Origin of the sequence: Micromonospora noduli (assembly GCF_003264475.1) — a bacterium.
GTDB lineage: Bacteria > Actinomycetota > Actinomycetes > Mycobacteriales > Micromonosporaceae > Micromonospora > Micromonospora noduli.
This window is the reverse complement of the sequence record NZ_PYAC01000027.1, coordinates 13,939-31,047: the sequence shown is the minus strand read 5'-3', so window position 1 is coordinate 31,047 and position 17,109 is coordinate 13,939. Positions and strand designations below refer to the sequence as shown.

At 70.6% G+C, this 17,109-nt stretch carries 17 protein-coding genes; 1 reads left to right on the top strand and 16 read right to left on the bottom strand.

Annotated features, from left to right (window positions below):
- Positions 1 to 14: 14 nt before the first annotated feature.
- The 14 genes from MED15_RS24235 to MED15_RS24170 form a co-directional block, all read right to left on the bottom strand.
- Positions 15 to 941 carry a sugar phosphate isomerase/epimerase family protein gene (locus MED15_RS24235; RefSeq protein WP_112590400.1) on the bottom strand — a complete coding sequence of 309 codons (927 nt, stop codon included), beginning with the start codon at positions 939 to 941 and terminating at the stop codon, positions 15 to 17.
- Positions 938 to 1,897, bottom strand: coding sequence for an SCO3242 family prenyltransferase (locus MED15_RS24230; protein ID WP_112590397.1), 960 nt, complete (start codon positions 1,895 to 1,897; stop codon positions 938 to 940). The genes MED15_RS24235 and MED15_RS24230 overlap by 4 nt, the downstream gene beginning before the upstream one ends.
- A complete protein-coding gene (locus MED15_RS24225) occupies positions 1,881 to 3,047 on the bottom strand; it encodes an inositol-3-phosphate synthase (protein WP_112590395.1) in 1,167 nt (388 codons plus the stop codon). The genes MED15_RS24230 and MED15_RS24225 overlap by 17 nt, the downstream gene beginning before the upstream one ends.
- 643 nt (positions 3,048 to 3,690) lie before the next feature.
- On the bottom strand, positions 3,691 to 4,866 hold the full coding sequence (locus MED15_RS24220) for a Gfo/Idh/MocA family protein (protein WP_373861117.1): 1,176 nt from the start codon (positions 4,864 to 4,866) through the stop codon (positions 3,691 to 3,693).
- A 54-nt stretch (positions 4,867 to 4,920) separates the two neighbouring features.
- On the bottom strand, positions 4,921 to 5,973 hold the full coding sequence (locus MED15_RS24215) for a substrate-binding domain-containing protein (protein ID WP_112590389.1): 1,053 nt from the start codon (positions 5,971 to 5,973) through the stop codon (positions 4,921 to 4,923).
- A 97-nt stretch (positions 5,974 to 6,070) separates the two neighbouring features.
- The gene (locus MED15_RS24210; RefSeq protein ID WP_112590387.1) at positions 6,071 to 7,198 is read right to left on the bottom strand and encodes an ABC transporter permease; all 1,128 of its coding nucleotides are present in this window, start codon (positions 7,196 to 7,198) and stop codon (positions 6,071 to 6,073) included.
- On the bottom strand, positions 7,195 to 8,703 hold the full coding sequence (locus MED15_RS24205) for a sugar ABC transporter ATP-binding protein (RefSeq protein WP_181518705.1): 1,509 nt from the start codon (positions 8,701 to 8,703) through the stop codon (positions 7,195 to 7,197). The genes MED15_RS24210 and MED15_RS24205 overlap by 4 nt, the downstream gene beginning before the upstream one ends.
- A gap of 133 nt (positions 8,704 to 8,836) precedes the next feature.
- Entirely contained in the window at positions 8,837 to 10,015 is a 1,179-nt protein-coding gene (locus MED15_RS24200; RefSeq protein ID WP_091408992.1) for an ROK family protein, read from the bottom strand.
- A gap of 260 nt (positions 10,016 to 10,275) precedes the next feature.
- Complete coding sequence (locus tag MED15_RS24195; protein ID WP_112737054.1) at positions 10,276 to 11,295, bottom strand: YihY/virulence factor BrkB family protein; 1,020 nt, start codon at positions 11,293 to 11,295, stop codon at positions 10,276 to 10,278.
- Positions 11,296 to 11,359: 64 nt separating this feature from the next.
- A complete protein-coding gene (locus MED15_RS24190) occupies positions 11,360 to 12,169 on the bottom strand; it encodes an ABC transporter permease (RefSeq protein ID WP_112725995.1) in 810 nt (269 codons plus the stop codon).
- A gap of 68 nt (positions 12,170 to 12,237) precedes the next feature.
- Complete coding sequence (locus MED15_RS24185; protein ID WP_112725996.1) at positions 12,238 to 13,026, bottom strand: ABC transporter permease; 789 nt, start codon at positions 13,024 to 13,026, stop codon at positions 12,238 to 12,240.
- 168 nt (positions 13,027 to 13,194) lie between these two features.
- A complete protein-coding gene (locus MED15_RS33615; protein ID WP_167457718.1) occupies positions 13,195 to 13,542 on the bottom strand; it encodes a hypothetical protein in 348 nt (115 codons plus the stop codon).
- A 52-nt stretch (positions 13,543 to 13,594) separates the two neighbouring features.
- On the bottom strand, positions 13,595 to 13,786 hold the full coding sequence (locus MED15_RS24175; RefSeq protein WP_112606220.1) for a DUF397 domain-containing protein: 192 nt from the start codon (positions 13,784 to 13,786) through the stop codon (positions 13,595 to 13,597).
- Positions 13,777 to 14,580: a helix-turn-helix domain-containing protein gene (locus tag MED15_RS24170; protein WP_244220567.1), complete on the bottom strand. Its 804-nt coding sequence runs from the start codon at positions 14,578 to 14,580 to the stop codon at positions 13,777 to 13,779. The genes MED15_RS24175 and MED15_RS24170 overlap by 10 nt, the downstream gene beginning before the upstream one ends.
- Before the next feature lie 251 nt (positions 14,581 to 14,831).
- On the opposite strand from MED15_RS24170, the gene MED15_RS24165 reads away from it, so the two are divergent.
- On the top strand, positions 14,832 to 15,068 hold the full coding sequence (locus MED15_RS24165; RefSeq protein ID WP_112590369.1) for a flavin reductase: 237 nt from the start codon (positions 14,832 to 14,834) through the stop codon (positions 15,066 to 15,068).
- A 162-nt stretch (positions 15,069 to 15,230) separates the two neighbouring features.
- Here MED15_RS24165 and MED15_RS24160 read toward each other — a convergent pair whose 3' ends face one another.
- Entirely contained in the window at positions 15,231 to 15,770 is a 540-nt protein-coding gene (locus tag MED15_RS24160) for a hypothetical protein (RefSeq protein ID WP_112725999.1), read from the bottom strand.
- A 314-nt stretch (positions 15,771 to 16,084) separates the two neighbouring features.
- Complete coding sequence (locus MED15_RS24155; RefSeq protein WP_091408968.1) at positions 16,085 to 17,017, bottom strand: ABC transporter ATP-binding protein; 933 nt, start codon at positions 17,015 to 17,017, stop codon at positions 16,085 to 16,087.
- Positions 17,018 to 17,109 lie beyond the last annotated feature (92 nt).

Genomic DNA, 17,109 nt, shown 5'->3' with positions numbered 1-17,109 from the left:
CACCCCAGTTGTTGCTATGCAGGCACCCCAGGAATGTCTGCGGGCGGTTCGTCCTTCGCGCGGCCGGCCAGTGCGGCGGCGCGCAGGAACTCGATCGACCGGGCGGCCACGGCGGGTGCGGCGTGCGAGTCGCGGGGCAACTCCACAGCGACCAGCCCCTGGTAGCCGGCCGCCGCCAGGGCGGCCAGCACCGGCGGGAAGTCGATCTCGCCGACGCCGAACTCCAGGTGCTCGTGCACGCCTCGGCGCATGTCGTCGATCTGCACGTTGACCAGGTGGTCGGCCACCTCGGCGACGCACTGCGGCACCGGCCAGGGCTCCAGGCACCGGCAGTGGCCGATGTCGAGGGTGATGCCGAAACGGGCCGGGCTGTCCAGTGCGGCGTGCAGCCGACGCCAGTCCGCGATGTCCTGCACGAGCATGCCCGGCTCCGGTTCGAAGCCGACTGTGACGCCGGCGGTCTCGGCCGCGTCGACCACCGTGGCGCAGCCAGCCACCAGACGGTCCCAGGCGCACTGCGGTGACACCGCCTCGGGTCGGACACCGGCCCAGAACGAGACGGCCTCCGCGCCCAGGTCGGCGCCGATCCGCACGGCCCGGCGCAGGAACTCGATCCGCCGGGTCGGGTCGTCGTGCAGCAACGTCGGTGCGTGCTTGTGCCACGGGTCGAGCAGGTAGCGGGCGCCGGTCTCGATGACCACCGCCAGGCCCAGCGACTCCAACCGTCGACTGACCGCGGCGACCCGGCGGGTGAGCCCGGGCGCGAACGGGTCCAGGTGGTCGTGGTCCAGGGTGAGCGCCACCCCGTCGTAGCCGAGGTCGGCGATGACGGCGAGCGCGTCGTCGAGGCGGTGGTTGGCGAAGCCGTTCGTGCCGTACCCGAGGCGCAGCGTGGTGGCGTCGGCGGCCGGCGCACCGGGCCGGGGCTCGGGGACACTCATGTCGGGGAGACCTTACGGGCCAGCCGTCGACCCAGCGGCGCGGCCGCCGCGACGGCCACCCCGAGCAGACCCGCTCCACCCCGGGCGGTGAGGGCCCCCTGGAGGGCCGGCAACCCGGTGATCCCGGCGCCGACGGCCGCGCGGACCCGCCCGGCGGACGGGTCCCGGACCACCTCGGCCTGGGCCGCGCCGTACCGGGCGGCGTACCAGCCGGCCAGCACTGCGGGTAGCACCGCCGCGATCGTGGCCGACCGACTGCGACCCGCGCGCACGCCGGTCCCGTCGACGGTCTCGGCCCGGTCGGTGGCCCCGGTCTGGTTCGTCGTTCGGAGGGCTGCGCGTCGGGCGCCCGGCACGGCGACGGCGGCACTGGCGGCGACCAGCGCGGTGCCGGCGAGGGTGCGCATCGGCAGGGTGGCGTCGGCGCCGGTGACCTCCCGGCGGGACAGCGCGGTGACCGTCCAGGTGTGCGCGGCGACGGTGGCCGCCGCCGGCAACGCTCGGGTGATCCGGCCGCCGGACGCGCCGAGCAGCACGTCCAGCCCTCGGCAGGCGGCCATCACGGCCGGGCCGGCCGCGGTGTTCTTGGCCAGCAGGTCGTACCCCCAGATGGTGGCGGCCAGCGGCACGGCGAGCGCGGCGGCGCGTCGACCGCCCGCGGCGGCGGCCAGGCCCACGCCGGCGGCCGTGAGGCCCGCCGCGAGACCGACAGCGGCGGCCGGGGTGATCCGCCCGCTCGGGATCGGCCGCTCGGGCCGTTCCTCGGCGTCCAGGCGCCGGTCGGCCCAGTCGTTGGCGGCCATGCCGGCCCAGTAGAGCAGCACCGAGGCGCCGGCCAGGGCGGGGGTACGCGGGCTCAACGCGCCGGCCGCCGCGGCCCCGGCGATCACGTCACCGGGCACCGAGAGCGCGGCCGGCGCCCGGACCAGCTCGGCGAGATCAGCCAACGTTGTCATGGTCACCGTCCCCGCCGTCGTGCAGGTGCCGGGTGAAGGCGGTCAGCCTGGCCCACTGCTCGCCCAGCGAGTGGGTGGGCGCGCCCAGCGGGTCCTTGAAGAAGAAGCCCAGATCGGCCAGCGGCCCCACCTGCCCGGCGGCGTGCGCGGCGGCGGTGAGTCGGGCCAGGTCGAGCACCAGTGGCGCGGCCAACGCGGAGTCGCAGCCGTGCCAGGTGAACTCCATCCGCATGCCGGTGCCGAGGAATCCGCTGAAGGTGATCAGATCCCAGGCGGTCTTGAAGTCGCCCAGCTCCTCGACGTACTCGATGCGGGTGCCGCCCTGCGGGACGTAGCCCAGCGTCTCGCCGAGCACCCGCTGCTTGCTCTGCACCTTCGCCGCGTTCGCGGCCGGGTCGGCGAGGGTGGCGCCGTCGCCACCGCCGAGCAGGTTGACCCCGGACCAGGAGCCAACGGCCAGGTTGCGCATCGCGAACATCGGCGCGAGCACCGACTTGACCAGGGTCTCCCCGGTCTTGCCGTCGTGCCCGGCGTACGGCAGTCCGGCCTCCTCGGCCAACGCGGCCAGCGCCGGCAGCCGCAGCCCGGTGGACGGGGTGAAGTCGACGTACGGGCAGCCGGCGAGGACCGCCGCGTACGCGTAGAGGGAGCTGACCGGCAGCACCTCGTCCGGACCGTCGAGGGCGGCGCGTAGCGCGACCGGGTCGGCGTGCGCGGGGTGCGGTCGAGGGGCCGGCTCGGTGGCGGACACGTTGACCACCACCACCCGGTCCAGCTCGTGCCGCTGGCGGAAGCTGGTCAGGTCGCGGACCACGGCCTCGGCGCGGTCGGCCTGGGTGTTGCCGACCGGCGCGGGGCGCAGTTCCTGATCGACCACGCCCAGTTCGTCGCGGAGGGCGGCGACCAGTCGCCAGGGGATGACACCGGCGTCAGCGAGGGCCTCGGCGCGCTTGCACAGCGGAGTGGTGGCCAGGTCGTGCCCGCCGAAGACCAGGTCGGCGAAGGCCGGCAGGGCCGGACCGCGCAGCTCGGGAAGCTCGGTGACGCAGCCGGTGGGCCCGGCCAGGCCGGCCCGCAGCGCGAGCCCCCCGACGATGCTGGTGGTCGCGACGGAACCGCGCGCTCCTACCAGCCAGACACCTGTTCGCATGGTGCTCCTTCCCCATTCACGAGGAACCGTCGGTACCGCTAAATATAGGAATATCAGAATATGTTTCGGAAAGATACGGCCCGGTTTCGGAAAGTTTCGAGCCGGGTGGATGGGCCCCGTCCGCTCGCCCCGCACCGGAACAGCACCGGCTTCCGACGTCGGCGTCGGCGGCGACGACGCCGGACCGGATCCCGGCAGGTGCGAGCAGACGGGGCTGGTAGGCAGGGTCGGGTCGGCGTCTCGACCCTGCCTCCCCCGCATCCGGCCGGTCGGGGCATTGGCATGCCCCGGCCGGGCGTCTCAGGCCGCCGCGCCCACCGGAACACCTACCGAACCACGCCCCGCCGGGAACCGGCGAGCGGATGCGGTACGGGTGGGGGCGGCGGCGGGCGGTGTCATCAGGTCCTCCGGAGGTCACCGGTGGTGGCGGTCCTCCGGTGCGGCCGGGGAATCCCGGTCCGGTCGCACCGGACGACCGTCCTGCTCGTGCGCCACCGGGCCGTAGGGCCCGGCTGCACGCTCTCCGAAGCCGACCTCTGTCCCGGCCACGGGGCGCAATCCGTGGCTGGTCCCTCGCCGGTCGGCTTCGGAAAGCCGGTCGGGCGATGGCGGTGCGAACACCGCCGTCGCGGATGGTCAATGGTCAGACGGCCGCCGCGGTCAGCGCCGGTTCCACCTCGGCCCAGGAGGAGCCGAGCTCCGCCGAGCGGGCCACCGCGTCCAGCACCAGCTGGACCTGCAACGCGTCGGCGAAGGAGGGAGTCGGGTCGACACCGGTGGCGACCGCCTCGATGAAATCGCGCATCTCGTGCGTGAACGAGTGCTCGTAGCCGATGATGTGGCCCGGGGGCCACCACGCCGACATGTACGGGTGCTCGCCCTCGGTCACCAGGATGCGGCTGAAGCCCTGCTCCACGGCCGGGCGGGTCGCGTCGTAGAACTCCAGCTCGTTGAGGCGCTCCAGGTCGAAGACCACACTGCCCAGCGAGCCGTTGATCTCGACGCGCAGCGCGTTCTTACGGCCGGTCGCGAAGCGGCTCGCCTCGTACGTGGCCAGGGCGCCACCGTCGAGCCGGGCCACGAAGACAGCGGCGTCGTCGACGGTGACCGTCCCGGTGGGCGCGGTGTGGCCGTCCACCGAGGCCGCCAGACCGCTCGACTCGGCCGGCAGCGGCCGCTCCTTGACGAAGGTCTCGGTGACCGCGCTGACGCCGCTGATCCGCTGACCCGTGACGAACTGGGTCAGGTCGATGATGTGCGCACCGATGTCACCGAGCGCGCCGGAGCCCGCCCTGTCCTTCTGCAACCGCCAGACCAGCGGGAACTGCGGGTCCACGATCCAGTCCTGCAGGTACGTCGCACGGACGTGTCGAATCACCCCGAGCCGTCCGTCGGCGACCAACTGGCGCATCATCGTGACCGCGGGGACCCGGCGGTAGTTGAACCCGCACATCGACCGCACTCCGGCGGCCCGGGCGACGTCCGCCGCAGCGGTCATCGCCCGTGCCTCCTCCACCGAGTTGGCCAATGGCTTCTCGCACAGAACGTGCTTGCCTGCGGCCAACGCGGCGAGAGCGATCTCGGCGTGGCTGTCGCCCGGGGTGCAGATGTCGACAACGTCGATGTCGTCCCGGTTGATCAGGTCACGCCAGTCGGTGGTGTACGCGTCCCAGCCGAGTGTGTCGGCGGCGTCAGCCACCTTCGCTGTGTCTCGGCCGCAGATCAACGCCATCCGGGCCCGCGCCGGCAGGTCGAAGACGCGATTCACGGTGCGCCACGCCTGTGAGTGCGCGGCGCCCATGAACGCGTAGCCGACCATGCCGACCCGCAGTTCTTTGTCTGTCGTGGACAAGGTGGGTCTCCCCCCGGTATGTCAGAACCCGAGCTTGTCGTAGCTGCTCGCGTTCTCCTTGGTGATCGTCTCCGAGGCCAGGGTCACTTCCTTGGGCACCTGCAGCTCCGTCAGGTCGCCCAGGCCCCGACCCTGCGCGATGAGCCGCGCGAGCGAGACCGCCGAGGAGGCCATCGACGGGTTGTAGGTGACAGTGGCCTTCAGCACGGTGTTGTCGGCCTTGATGGCGTCGATCGCGAGCTTGGAGCCCGCGCCGCCGACCATGAAGAACTCCGACCGGTTGGCCTGCTTGATGGCCGCGAGCACACCGATGCCCTGGTCGTCGTCGTGGTTCCAGATGGCGTCGATCTTCGGCAACGCCTGGAGCAGCTGGGACGCCTCGCGCTGACCGCTGTCGGAGGTGAACTCGGCCGACCGACGGTTCTTCACAGTGAACCCGTAGGTCGCCAGGGCGGCCTTGAAGCCCTCGCTGCGCTCGACGGTCAGCGGGATCTCCAGACCGGCGATCTCACCGATGACCGGGTTGGCGACGCCCTTGTCCTTGAGCATCTTGCCGATGTAGTGCCCGGCCGAGACGCCCATGCCGTAGTTGTCGCCCTTGATGACCAGCCGCGAGGCCAGCGCGTCGGGGAACGCCCGGTCGAGGTTCACGATCGGGATGCCCGCCTGCATCGCCTGGAGGGCAACGGCGTTGACCTCCTTGCCGTCGTGCGGCAGCACGACGATGATGTCCGGCTTCTGGGCGATCAGCGTGCCGAGCGTGGAGCGCTGGGCCTCGGAGTTCGACCCACCGTCGACCTCCTTGAACTCCACGTCCGAGTAGGCAGCGGCCTGCGCCTTGGCGTTGGCGTGGATCGCGCCCATCCAGCCGTGGTCGGCGGCCGGGGCGGAGAAGCCGATGACGACCTTCTTGCCCGGGGCGTTGTTGCCTTCGCTGTTTCCGGCGGCCTTGGTCTGGGTGCTGGCGGCCGGGGTCTCGTTGCTGGTGCAGGCGGTGAGGAGGGTGGCAGCGCCCACTGCGGCTCCACCGAAGAGCAACCGGCGGCGCGACAGGTCGCGACTGTGCTGGGTCATGAATGACCTCCTGGGAGCGGGATTTGACTTATTGAGGGTGTGCGAGGCCCGGCCACCGTCGAATGTCTCGACGTCGCCAGGACAACGGTGCGGTGCGTCAGGTTGCGGTGGTGACCCTGTTCCGCGCGAGGAGCCGAGTGACTGACTTGAACTGGAACTGCTGGACCAGGACGGCGGCGACGATGATGCCGCCCTTGACCATGTTCTGCGCCTCGATGGAGAGGCCGTTGATGGCGAAGAGGTTCGTGATGGTGGCGAAGATGATGACGCCGAGCAGCGAGCCGACGATCGTGCCCCGGCCGCCGCTGAGCAGCGTCCCGCCGATGATCGCCGCGGCGATCGCGTCCAACTCGTACAGGTTGGCCATCGCCGCCTGCGCCGAGGTCGCCTGCGAGGTGAGCATGATGGCGGCGATACCGCAGCAGAGACCGGAGAGCGCGTAGAGCAGCATGGTGTGCCGCCGGACGTTGATGCCGGCCAGCCGGGCCGCCTCCGGGTTGCCGCCGACGGCGATGGTCCGCCGGCCGAAGGTCGTGCGGTTGAGCACTACCCAACCGGCCAGCACTACCGCGCCGAGGATGTAGACCAGGATCGGGATCCCGATCACCTTGCGCGCCGCGATGTCGTTGATGAACGTGCTGCTCGACACCTGGGTCTGCTTGTTGGAGATCGACGCAGCGAGCCCTCGCGCGGCCACCAGCATCGCGAGCGTCGCGATGAAGGGGACCAGCCGCCCGTACGAGATGAGCACACCGTTGACGAGGCCGACGCAGATGCCGACCGCGAGGGCGGCGAAGATCATGCCGCCGGCGCCGTAGCTCTGGGTGGCCACAGTGGTGCACCAGACCCCGGCCAGCGCGACGATCGCGCCGACCGACAGGTCGATGCCACCACCGATGATCACGAAGGTCATCCCGACAGTGACCACGCCGACCACCGAGGCCAACTGGAGAATGGCCAGGACGTTGTTCCAGACCCAGTTCGGGTCGCCGTACAGGTCGGGCTTGGTGATCGCGCCGACCACGATGAGCGCGGCCAGCACCCCGATCAGACCGAGGTTGCGCTTGGCGCCGTCGCCACCGTCACCCCGCCACCAGGAGAGCTTGCCCCCGGATCCTGCCTTGTTGCCGGCCACCGCCGTCTCCGCCGGGTCCACCGGCGGCGACTGCGCCGGAAGCTGCGGGCGCTCCGGTGTCGCGGTGGGAGTGGGAGTCGCGTCGCTCATGCCGGTGCGCCTTCCATCAAGGACCCCGCCATCACGAGGTCAAGCACAGTGTTCTCGTCGAGTTCGCCGGCCGCGGCTTCGCGGACGACCCGCCCTTCCCGCATCACCAGCACCCGGTCGGCCAGACCCAGCACCTCGGGCACCTCGCTGGAGACCAGCAGCACCCCCACGCCCTGAGCGGCCAATGCCCGGATGACCTGGTAGAGCTCAGCCCGGGCGCCCACGTCCACGCCCCGGGTCGGCTCGTCGAGAAGCAGTAACTTGGTGCCGCCGAGCAGCCAACGCCCGACCACCACCTTCTGCTGGTTGCCACCGGACAGCGTGCGTACCGGCCGGTCGACGTCCCGGGGCCGCAGCTCCAGGGTCTCCGCGATCCGGTCCGCCTCGGCGCGTTCCTTGGCGGCGTTGGTGAAGCCGAGCCGCGCGTACCGGCCGAAGGTGGCCAGCGTGACGTTGCGGTAGATCGGCTCGCCGAGCAGCAGCGCCTGGCTCTTGCGTTCCTCCGGGGCCATTCCCATGCCGGCGCGAACCGCCGCGCCGACGCCGGGCCGTAGGACCTTTCCGTCCATCTGCACCGTGCCGGCCTCCGGGAGGCGCGCACCGTAGATCGTTTCCAGCAGCTCGGAACGACCGGAGCCGACCAGCCCTGCGATGCCCACGATCTCCCCGGCACGCACGTTCAGCGACACGTCGGCGAACTCGCCAGTGCGGGTCAACCCCTCCACCTGGAGCAGGTCCGCACCCGCGGAGTCGTCGGTCGGCCGGTCCGGGAAGACGTACTCGATGGTGCGGCCGGTCATCCGGCTCACCAGGTCGCGGGTCGGGGTGTCGCGCGCCGGCAGGTTCGCCGCCGTGGTCCGGCCGTCCTTGAGTACGGTGACCCGGTCGCCGATCTCGCGGATCTCCTCCAGGCGGTGGGAGATGTAGATGACGGCGATGCCCTGAGCGGTCAGCTCTCGGATGATCCGGAACAGGTTGCCGACCTCGTCGTGGGCCAGCACCGCGCTCGGCTCGTCCATGATGATCAGTCGGGCCTCGTGCGACAGCGCCCGCGCCATGCTGACGATCTGCTTGCCGGCTGCCGGCAGCGACCGGACCATCCGCCCCGGCGGGATCTCACCGTGGCCGAGCCGGCTGAGGATCTGCCGGGTGTGCCGGGCCATCCGGCCGCGCCGGACGAAACCGAAGCTGCGGTACTCGTGCCCGAGGAACGCGTTCTCCGCCACCGACAGATCCTCGACGAGGTCGAGCTCCTGGTAGATCGTGGCGATGCCCGCCTTCATGGCGGCCTGCGGGTTGGCGAACGTCGCGGGCTCACCGCGCCACTCCACCTGCCCGGAATCCGGTTGGTGCACCCCGGCGAGCACCTTGATGAGTGTGGACTTGCCGGCGCCGTTCTGCCCGAGCAGGCAGTGCACCTCGCCGGCACGCACCTCCAGCTGCACGCCGTCGAGCGCGCGTACGCCGGGGAAGGTCTTCACCAGGTCGGTGAGGCGCAGGACCACCTCGCCCGCGACGGTGTCGGCGGGAGCCTCGACCAGCGGCGCCTCGGCGACGGCCTCGGCCGACGCGGTGGCGGGGTCATCCTCGGGCAGAGCCACAGTCTCCTCCTCGCTCACGACGGAATCTCGAACAGCTTCATGCGGCTTCCCCGAAGGCGACGTCGCTCGCGAGCACCGCCGCGCCGGCGACGCCGGCACGGCCGCCCAGCTCGGACAGGACGACGGGAAGGTTGCCGGTGGCCAGCGGCAGTGACCGGCGGTAGACCACACTGCGGATCTCGGCGAGCAGGATGTGGCCCAGCTGGGCCAGCCCGCCGCCGATCACGATCATGGACGGGTTGGTGAAGCTGACCAGGCCGGCGAGCACTCCACCGACCCGCCGCCCGCCGTCGCGGATCAACTGGATGCAGGTCACGTCGCCCTCGACGGCGCCCTCGGCGACGTCCAGCGCGGTGACGACACCCCGCAGCGCCAGCCGCTCGGCCAGCGCCGGCGACGTGCCACTGCGGGCGGCGGCTGCGGCGTCCTTGGCCAGCGCGGCGCCGCTGAACAGCGCCTCCAGGCAGCCGACGTTGCCGCAGGAACACATCGGACCGTGCGAGTCGACCTGGATGTGCCCTATGTCGCCGGCACATCCGTCGGTGCCCCGGTAGACCTCACCGGTGAGGTAGATGCCGCACCCGATGCCGGTGCCGATCTTCACGAAGAGGAAGTCGTCCACCGAGTGGGCGACCCCACCGTGCCGCTCGCCGATCGCCATGATGTTGACGTCGTTGTCGACCACCGCCGGGCAGCCGTGCTCACGGCTGAGCAGCTCACGCACCGGGAACCGGTCCCAGCCTGGCATGATCGGTGGTGAGACCGGAACGCCGTCGCGGAAGCTGACCGGGCCGGGTACGCCGATGCCGACCGCGTCCAGTCGCTCGTACGCGCCGTCGACCCGGGCCTTGTGCAGCAGTTCGTTGACCCGTTGCAGGGTCACCTTCGGGCCGTTGCGGATGTCGGCTGCCTCGGCGTAGTGGGCCACCGGTTCGAGGCGGCCGTTGACCACCTCGACGTCCATCGAACTGGCGCCGAGGTCGACGGCGGCGAAGCGCAGCTTCGGGTTCAGCTCGACAAGCGTCGAGCGACGCCCACCTCGGGAAGCGGCGAGCCCGGCCTCGGCCACATAACCCAGCGTCACCAGGCGATCCAGCTCGGCCAGCATGCGCGGACGCGGCATCTGGAGCCGGTCGCCCAGCTCGGCCCGGGACACGGCGCCCTCGTCGCGGAGCAGCCGCAACAGGCGCACGTGTAGGGGGTCGACGGTGCGCACCCGGGGCCCCCTCTTCTTTGGCAGCGTTCACATCGACGCAATGTCGATGTGTTGTGTCCGACACAGTAAGAGCGTTCCACGCCGCCTGTCCAGAGCTTCAGCCGTTCCGAGACCAACTTTTGTCCGAAAGAACAAAAGCTACTAGTCGATCAAGGAAAGGATCACGGACCGCCCGCGTCCCCTCGCCAGCAGTTCCATCGATGGACACGCAAACGCCCCGCCAGCCGATCCTCGGTGGCGGGGCGATTGGCGCGGGGCCGTCAGCGACGGCCGGCAGAATTTCGCTTCTTGCGGAGCTTGCGGTCGTCGCGCAGCTCGACGTACGGCTCGTCGTCCACCGCGTGGCCGGCCGAGATGGCGCGGCCCCGCTCCAGCTCCGCGTCGAACTCCGCCCCCAGCAGGATCGCGATGTTGCTGAGCCAGAGCCACACCAGGAAGATGATCACCCCGGCCAGCGTCCCGTACGTCTTGTCGTACGAACTGAAGTTGCTCACGTAGAAGGCGAACAGGCCGGAGATCACCAACCAGATCACCACGGCCAGCACCCCGCCCGGGCTGACCCAGCGGAAGCCGCCGTGCCGCGCGTTCGGTGAGGCCCAGTACAGGATCGCGAACATCAGGCTGACCAGGATCAGCAGCACCGGCCACTTCGCGATGTCCCACACCGCGACCGCCGTCGAGCCGAGCCCGATCACGTCACCGACCGATTCGGCGAGGCGGCCGGTGAAGACGACGATCACCGCGCAGACCAGCAGCAGCACGCCGATCACCGCTGTCACACCGGCCCGGATCGGCAGCGTCTTCCAGATCGGCCGGCCTTCCGGCACGTCGTAGATGGTGTTGGACGCACGCATGAACGCACCGATGTAGCCGGACGCGGACCAGAACGCGGCCAACAGACCGATGATCGCCGCGATGCTGGCCAGGCCGCCGTTCTGCTGGGCGGTATTGATCGCGCCCTCGATGATCTTCTGGATGCTGTCGTTCGGCACCGCCTGGTTGACGGTGTCCTTGACGCCCTCGGTGGCGCTCTCACCGAGCAGGCCGAGCAGGGAGATCAGCACCAGCACGCCGGGGAAGATGGACAGCACCCCGTAGTAGGTCAGCGCGGCGGCCCAGTCGGTGAGGCTGTCGTCCTGGAACTCGGTGATCGTCCGGCGCATCGCCGCCTTCCAGCCACTGCCGGGCAGGTCGGTGGGGCTGTCCGGGCCCGCGTCGGGCCCGACCGGCGTGGTGGCCGGATCACGCTCACGCTGGGCGGAAGACTCGTCCGAGGCCATCGCCCCTCCTCCTGGTCGGCGGTGTCACCTCCGGACATGCCCCGTCGACGGGCGCGCATAACCCCTACTTGTAGAGCAACCTCGCCATTCGGCGAGAAGCCACCAGCAGACCGACCGCCATCATCGCCAGCAGGTAGAGCACGTCGAGCAGCCAGAGCCAGCCATCACCGCCCAGCGCGAGCCCGCGGATCAGGTGCACCGACCGGTACAGCGGGGTGATCTCGACGAGCCAGTGCAGCACTGTCGGGTATGCCTGCGCCGGAACGAAGGTGCCGGAGAAGAGAAAGAGCGTGAACTGCGCGGAGGCCATCAGGTCGAAATCCTGCCAACTGCGCATGAAGGTGGAGATCGCCATGCCGAGCGCACCGAACGCGAAGCCGACAAGCACCGCGGCCGGGAAGGCGGTCAGCGCGCGGGTGACGCTTGTCAACTCCAGCGCGACCATCACACCGAGGAACGCCGCCGAGTAGGCGCTCCCCCGCAGCATCGCCCAACCCAACTCGCCCACGGCGATCTCGAACGGCCGTACCGGGGTGGCGATCACCCCGTCGTACAGCTTCATGTACTTCATCTTGCCGAAGAAGTTGAATGTGGTCTCCGAGATCGCCCCGGTCATCGCCGAGGAGGCGAGCATCGCCGGGGCCACGAACTCGGCGTACGAGACCAGCCGCCCGTCGGGCAGCGGCAGGTCGCCGACCAGCGCGCCGACGCCCACCCCGATGGACAGCAGGTAGAGCAGCGGCTCCACGAAGCCGGAGAGCAGCAGCAGCCAGTAGACCGGCTTCAGCGCCGCGACGTTGCGCTCGAACACCGACGCCGACCGCCGGGACGCGGCGGAGACGTCGACCAGCCGGGGCAGGATCAGCGTGACCACGACACCCTCTCTGCTTGCTCTTCAGACGACGAGTTGCTCCTGCTTGCTCGGCTGCCGGGCCTGCTCGGCTAGACGACGAGCTTGCGACGGAACGCGCGCACCGCCAGCAACCAGCCGGCGACCGCCCAGGCGGCCAGGTAGAGCAGGTGCCCGACGGCCGACCACTGTGGGGCGACGCCGAGCGTGGCCGCGCGGCACAGGTCCACGGCGTGCCACAACGGCGTCACGTACGCCAGCCACCGCAGCGCGTCGGGCAGCGACTCGACAGGGAAGAACACCCCGGCGAAGAGCGTCATCGGGATGACCGCGAACCGGAACAGCATCGCGAGCCAGTTGTCGCTCGACACCGACGCGGCGTACGCGAAGGTCGGCGCGGCGACGGCCAGCCCGAGCAACGCCACCACCGGCAGGGTGACCACCGCCCACGGCGACCGCAACGCCCCGAACAACCCGGTGACCAGCAGGAACGCCGCGATCGTGGTGAGCACCCGGAACAGCACGAAGGCCAGGTGCCCGGCCACGATGTCACAGACGCGCAGCGGCGACGCGCCCTGCGCGAAGTAGGTCTTGACCCACTGGAAGTTGCTGAACACCGGCCACGTCGAGTCGCCGACGGTCACCTGGAGCGCGGTCGAGGCGATCAGCCCGGGGACCAGCCAGTCGAGGTAACGCACCCCACCGACGCCCTGGTCGATGTAGGCGCCGACGCCCACCCCGAACCCGAGGACGGTCAGCACCGGGAGCAGGAACGAGGAGAACACCCCGGCCCGCCAGGTGCGCCGCAGACCCACCAGGTAGTGCTCGAACACCGCGTACGCCGGCACCCATGGGAACCGCGCCGATCCCGCCACACTCACCCGATCACCCCGCCCGCCACGCCGGCCACCACGACCTGTCTACCCCCGGGGTACGACAGACCGCCGGTCACCCTACGACGACCCCGCCGACGTGTCGCCCGGGTTTCCCCACGTCGCCCGTGGGGCGGGGTCGTGCTTGATCGACTCGGTTTTCAGGAAGTCGCGGTGTCAGAGCCGCCCTGATGCCCCGATTTCCGGAAAGCCGAGTGGATCTAGACCGGTGGCCGCCGGTGCGGTGACCGGAGACGTGGACAGGATTGGCAACCCGCGGCAGGAGCCGCCACGCTGTTCCTCGTGGGCCAACGTGATGACAGGGATTCTGAAGTCCAACGAATCCTCGAAGAGCTGTGCATCAAGCTGGGCTTCTGCCTGCCCCCTGAAGAGAACCTTCGGCTCCGCGAGTCCCCTCCCAGCGACGCGGACAGCTTTACCGACGCGGTCTTCGAAGCCGAGGGGATGGGCGATATGAGCGACACGGACCTCCGTCGCCGAGTACGAGAGGTCGTCGAGCAGCACATGACCCGATGGGTAGGGACGGCCGATCAAGCAGCCAGAGACTGAGCGCCAGCTACCGGCGGACGGCGTCGGACCCGACGAACGCGCGCCACGCGTCAGGCGGGAAGAGCAGCACGGGCCCGGTCGGGTCTTTGGAGTCGCGCACGGCCACCAGCCCAGGCAGATTGCCGGCAACCTCCACACAGTTGCCGCCGCTGCCGTTGCTGCGAGTGCTCTTGCGCCATCGGGCGCCGGTCAGCTCCATGTCTCCGCCACTTCCGCGATCAGGTCGAGGGACTGCTGCTGCGATAGTGCCTCACCCCGGATCGACTCCCACACCTCGACCATCTGCCGGACGTACTCGGACCGGTCGATGACCTGCCCGTGGCGCTGCCCGTCCAGGTAGACGACGTCCTCACCGGTGGCGGTGGTGGCGATCACGAAGGGACCATCGAGCCCAGCGTACGCACCGGCCGACAGCGGCACGACCTGGATTCGGACCCGGGGCAGGGCCGAGCCGAGCTTCACCAGGTGGCGCAACTGCTCGCGCATCACCTCCGGCCCGCCGACGTGGCGGCGCAGCGCGTACTCGTCGACGACCAGGCTGAGCAGCGGTGGCCGGTCCCGGGTGAGCACGTGCTGCCGGTCGAGCCGGGCGGTCACCTGCTGCTCGACCTCGTCCGCCGCGAAGAGCCCGGCACCGGCCAGGATGGCGCGGGCGTACCCCTCGGTCTGCACCAGGCCCGGCACGTAGAGCGGCTCGAACGAGCGCAGCGCGGTGGTCTCCTGCTCGATGCCGGCCCAGTCGCGGAACCACGGCACCACGGCCTCCCGGCTGATCCGCCGCTGGATGCGTTCGAACCGACCGTCGGCTGAGAACACGGCGTCACACCGGCGGGCGAAGTCCAGACTCGGCCGGCGCTCGGATGTCTCCACCTTGGCGACCAACGCCCCGGAATAGCTCAACGCCTCGGCCAGCGCGGCCTGTGACATCCCGTTGGCGGCCCGGGCCAGTCGTAGCTCCTCGGCGAAGTGCTCCAGCATGGACGAACTCTCCACGGACACCCTCCGTACATTCCCGTACCGAGCCGGGCCGATTGCCGTACGCGCTGGTCGTCGGCGTGCGGAACCTCCCACCGTAGTCGCGTCCTCACCAGACTGTCACGCAGCGGAACCGCTCACGGGATCAGACGGCGGGCGGAACCAGGCCGGGAGCGCCCCGTGACCCCCGATCCGGGGCGCTCCCACCCACCCGATGGAGGTTCCCTCGTGCGACTGACCTGGTCGGCCCATAACGGCGGCGGGCACTGATGCCGCGGTACCGCCCACACGTAGCGGCACGCCCGTCCTGGCGCTGCCGGGTCTGCGGCGCGGCGTGGCCCTGCTCGCCGGCCCGCCTGGCGCTGCTCGGCGAGTACCGCGAGGACCGGATCGGCCTGCTCATCTACCTCGCCACGTTGCTCTACGAGGCGGCCGGGGACCTCGCGGGCCAGGCCGGTCACGACCGACTGACCGACCGATTCATCACCTGGGCCAGAGCCCGTTGAGCGGTGATCGTTGGCAGCTCAGCAGTTCGACACGCCGGAACGGTTGCTGCTGAGCTGCCAACGATCGGACGGTCGACCGTCGATGATCGGACCGGGTGCTCGGTGGCCGGGCCGAGGTGTCTACGGGCGGGCGGCGGCCCCAACCTCGGCGGGCTGCGCCGGTCAGGCCGGTCGGTACGCGCGGATCAGCGCCTGCACGGCGTAGGCGAGCAGCAGCACTCCCGCGCCGATGCCGACCACCAGACCGGCGGAGACCGCCGAGGCGAGCCCGGCGACGAGGCCCACCGCCGCCACCAGGCACAGCGCGGCACCGAGTGGGCGAAGCAACGGATCCCGCAGGAGCGGGGCGAGCGGGAAGAAGTGCAGACCGACCACCAGGCAGACCAGCACCGGCACGTACTCGGACCAGTTGGCCGCGACCAACACGGCGGCACCCAGCCCGGCGGCGGCGAACTCGGCCACGACGATGAGCAGGTACGGGCGGTCGGCGGCCCGGTCCCGGGGGCTGCCGGCACCCCGCAGTCGGGAGGACAGCACACCGCCCAGCACGGCGGTGAGCAGCGCGACGATGCTGCCCAGCACGAGCAGGGCACGCAGCGGCTGCTCCGCCGCCGGCACACTGAACCAGACCATCGCGAAGATGCCCAGGTAGAGGGCGGTGAGCCCGGCCTGACGTCGGTTGGCGGTCACCAGATCAGACATGAAACTCCCCCGGGTTACGACAGACCGCCGGTCACCCTACGACGTTCCCGTCGACTTGTCGCCCGCGTTCGACCCGGTCGTCGGGGCCCCGTCCGAGGCCCGGCCTCCTGGAGCCGCCGTTGATCGACTCGGGTTTCAGGAAATCGGGCCGTCCGCTCCGCCGTATCACCCCGACTTTCAGGAAGCCGAGTCGATCAAGCGGAGGTCCGGGGCGATACGCCGGAAATGTCGCGGGGCTGAGTCGCCAACGGTCCTCTTTGACCGCTCGCGCCCCAGGCCGCCAACGCCAAGGTCGACGAGCAGGCCAGCGCCCGTCAGTCGACCAGGGTGCGGCCGGTCAGGTGCAGGAAGACGTCCTCCAGGCCGCTGCGTCGAACCAGCACGTTCGCCGGCTGGAGCCCCAACGCGGTGACCTCGGCGACCGCCGCGTCGCCGTCGGGCACGTAGAGCAGGACCCGGTCGGGCAACACCTCGACCCGCTCCCCCAGCCCGTCGAGCTTGCCGGCGAACGGCTCCTGCGACTCGGCGGCGAAGCGCAGCTCGACCACCTCACGGGTCGAGTGCTGCTCGATCAACGCTCGAGGTGAGCCCTCCGCGACGATCCGGCCGCCGTCCATCACCACCAGGCGGTCACAGAGCTGCTCGGCCTCGTCCATGTAGTGCGTGGTGAGCACCAACGTGACGCCCTGCTGCTTGAGCCGGAACAGCCGCTCCCACACCAGATGCCGGGCCTGCGGGTCGAGCCCGGTGGTCGGCTCGTCGAGCAGCACGATCTCCGGATCGTTCACCAGCGCGCGGGCGATGGTCAACCGACGCTTCATGCCACCGGACAGCGGCTCGACCTTGCTGTCGGCCCGCTCGGTGAGCTGGACGAAGTCGAGCAGCTCGGCGGCGCGCTCCCGGGCCGCCCGGCGGGAGATGCCGAAGTAGCGGGCGTAGACGGTCAGGTTTTCCCGGACGGTCAGCTCCGGGTCGAGATTGTCCAGCTGCGGGCACACTCCGAGACGCGCCCGGATCGCCGGCCCGTCCGCCACCGGATCCATGTCGAGGATGCGCAGCTCACCCCCGCTGGGCGGGGAGATGCAGCCGACCATCCGCATGGTGGACGACTTGCCCGCGCCGTTGGGCCCGAGGAAGCCGAACGCCTCACCCGGGCGAACCTCGACGTCGATGCCGTCCACAGCGGTGAAATCACCGAACCGCTTCACCAGCCCGCGAGCCTGAATCAGTGGTCGCCCCGAAGTCACCGCCCGACCCTAACCGCCGGGTCCGACAGCCCTCCACGCAAATATCCGCCGGCGACCCGCCGGTCACCCCGGTGTCCGTACCACCGGGGACG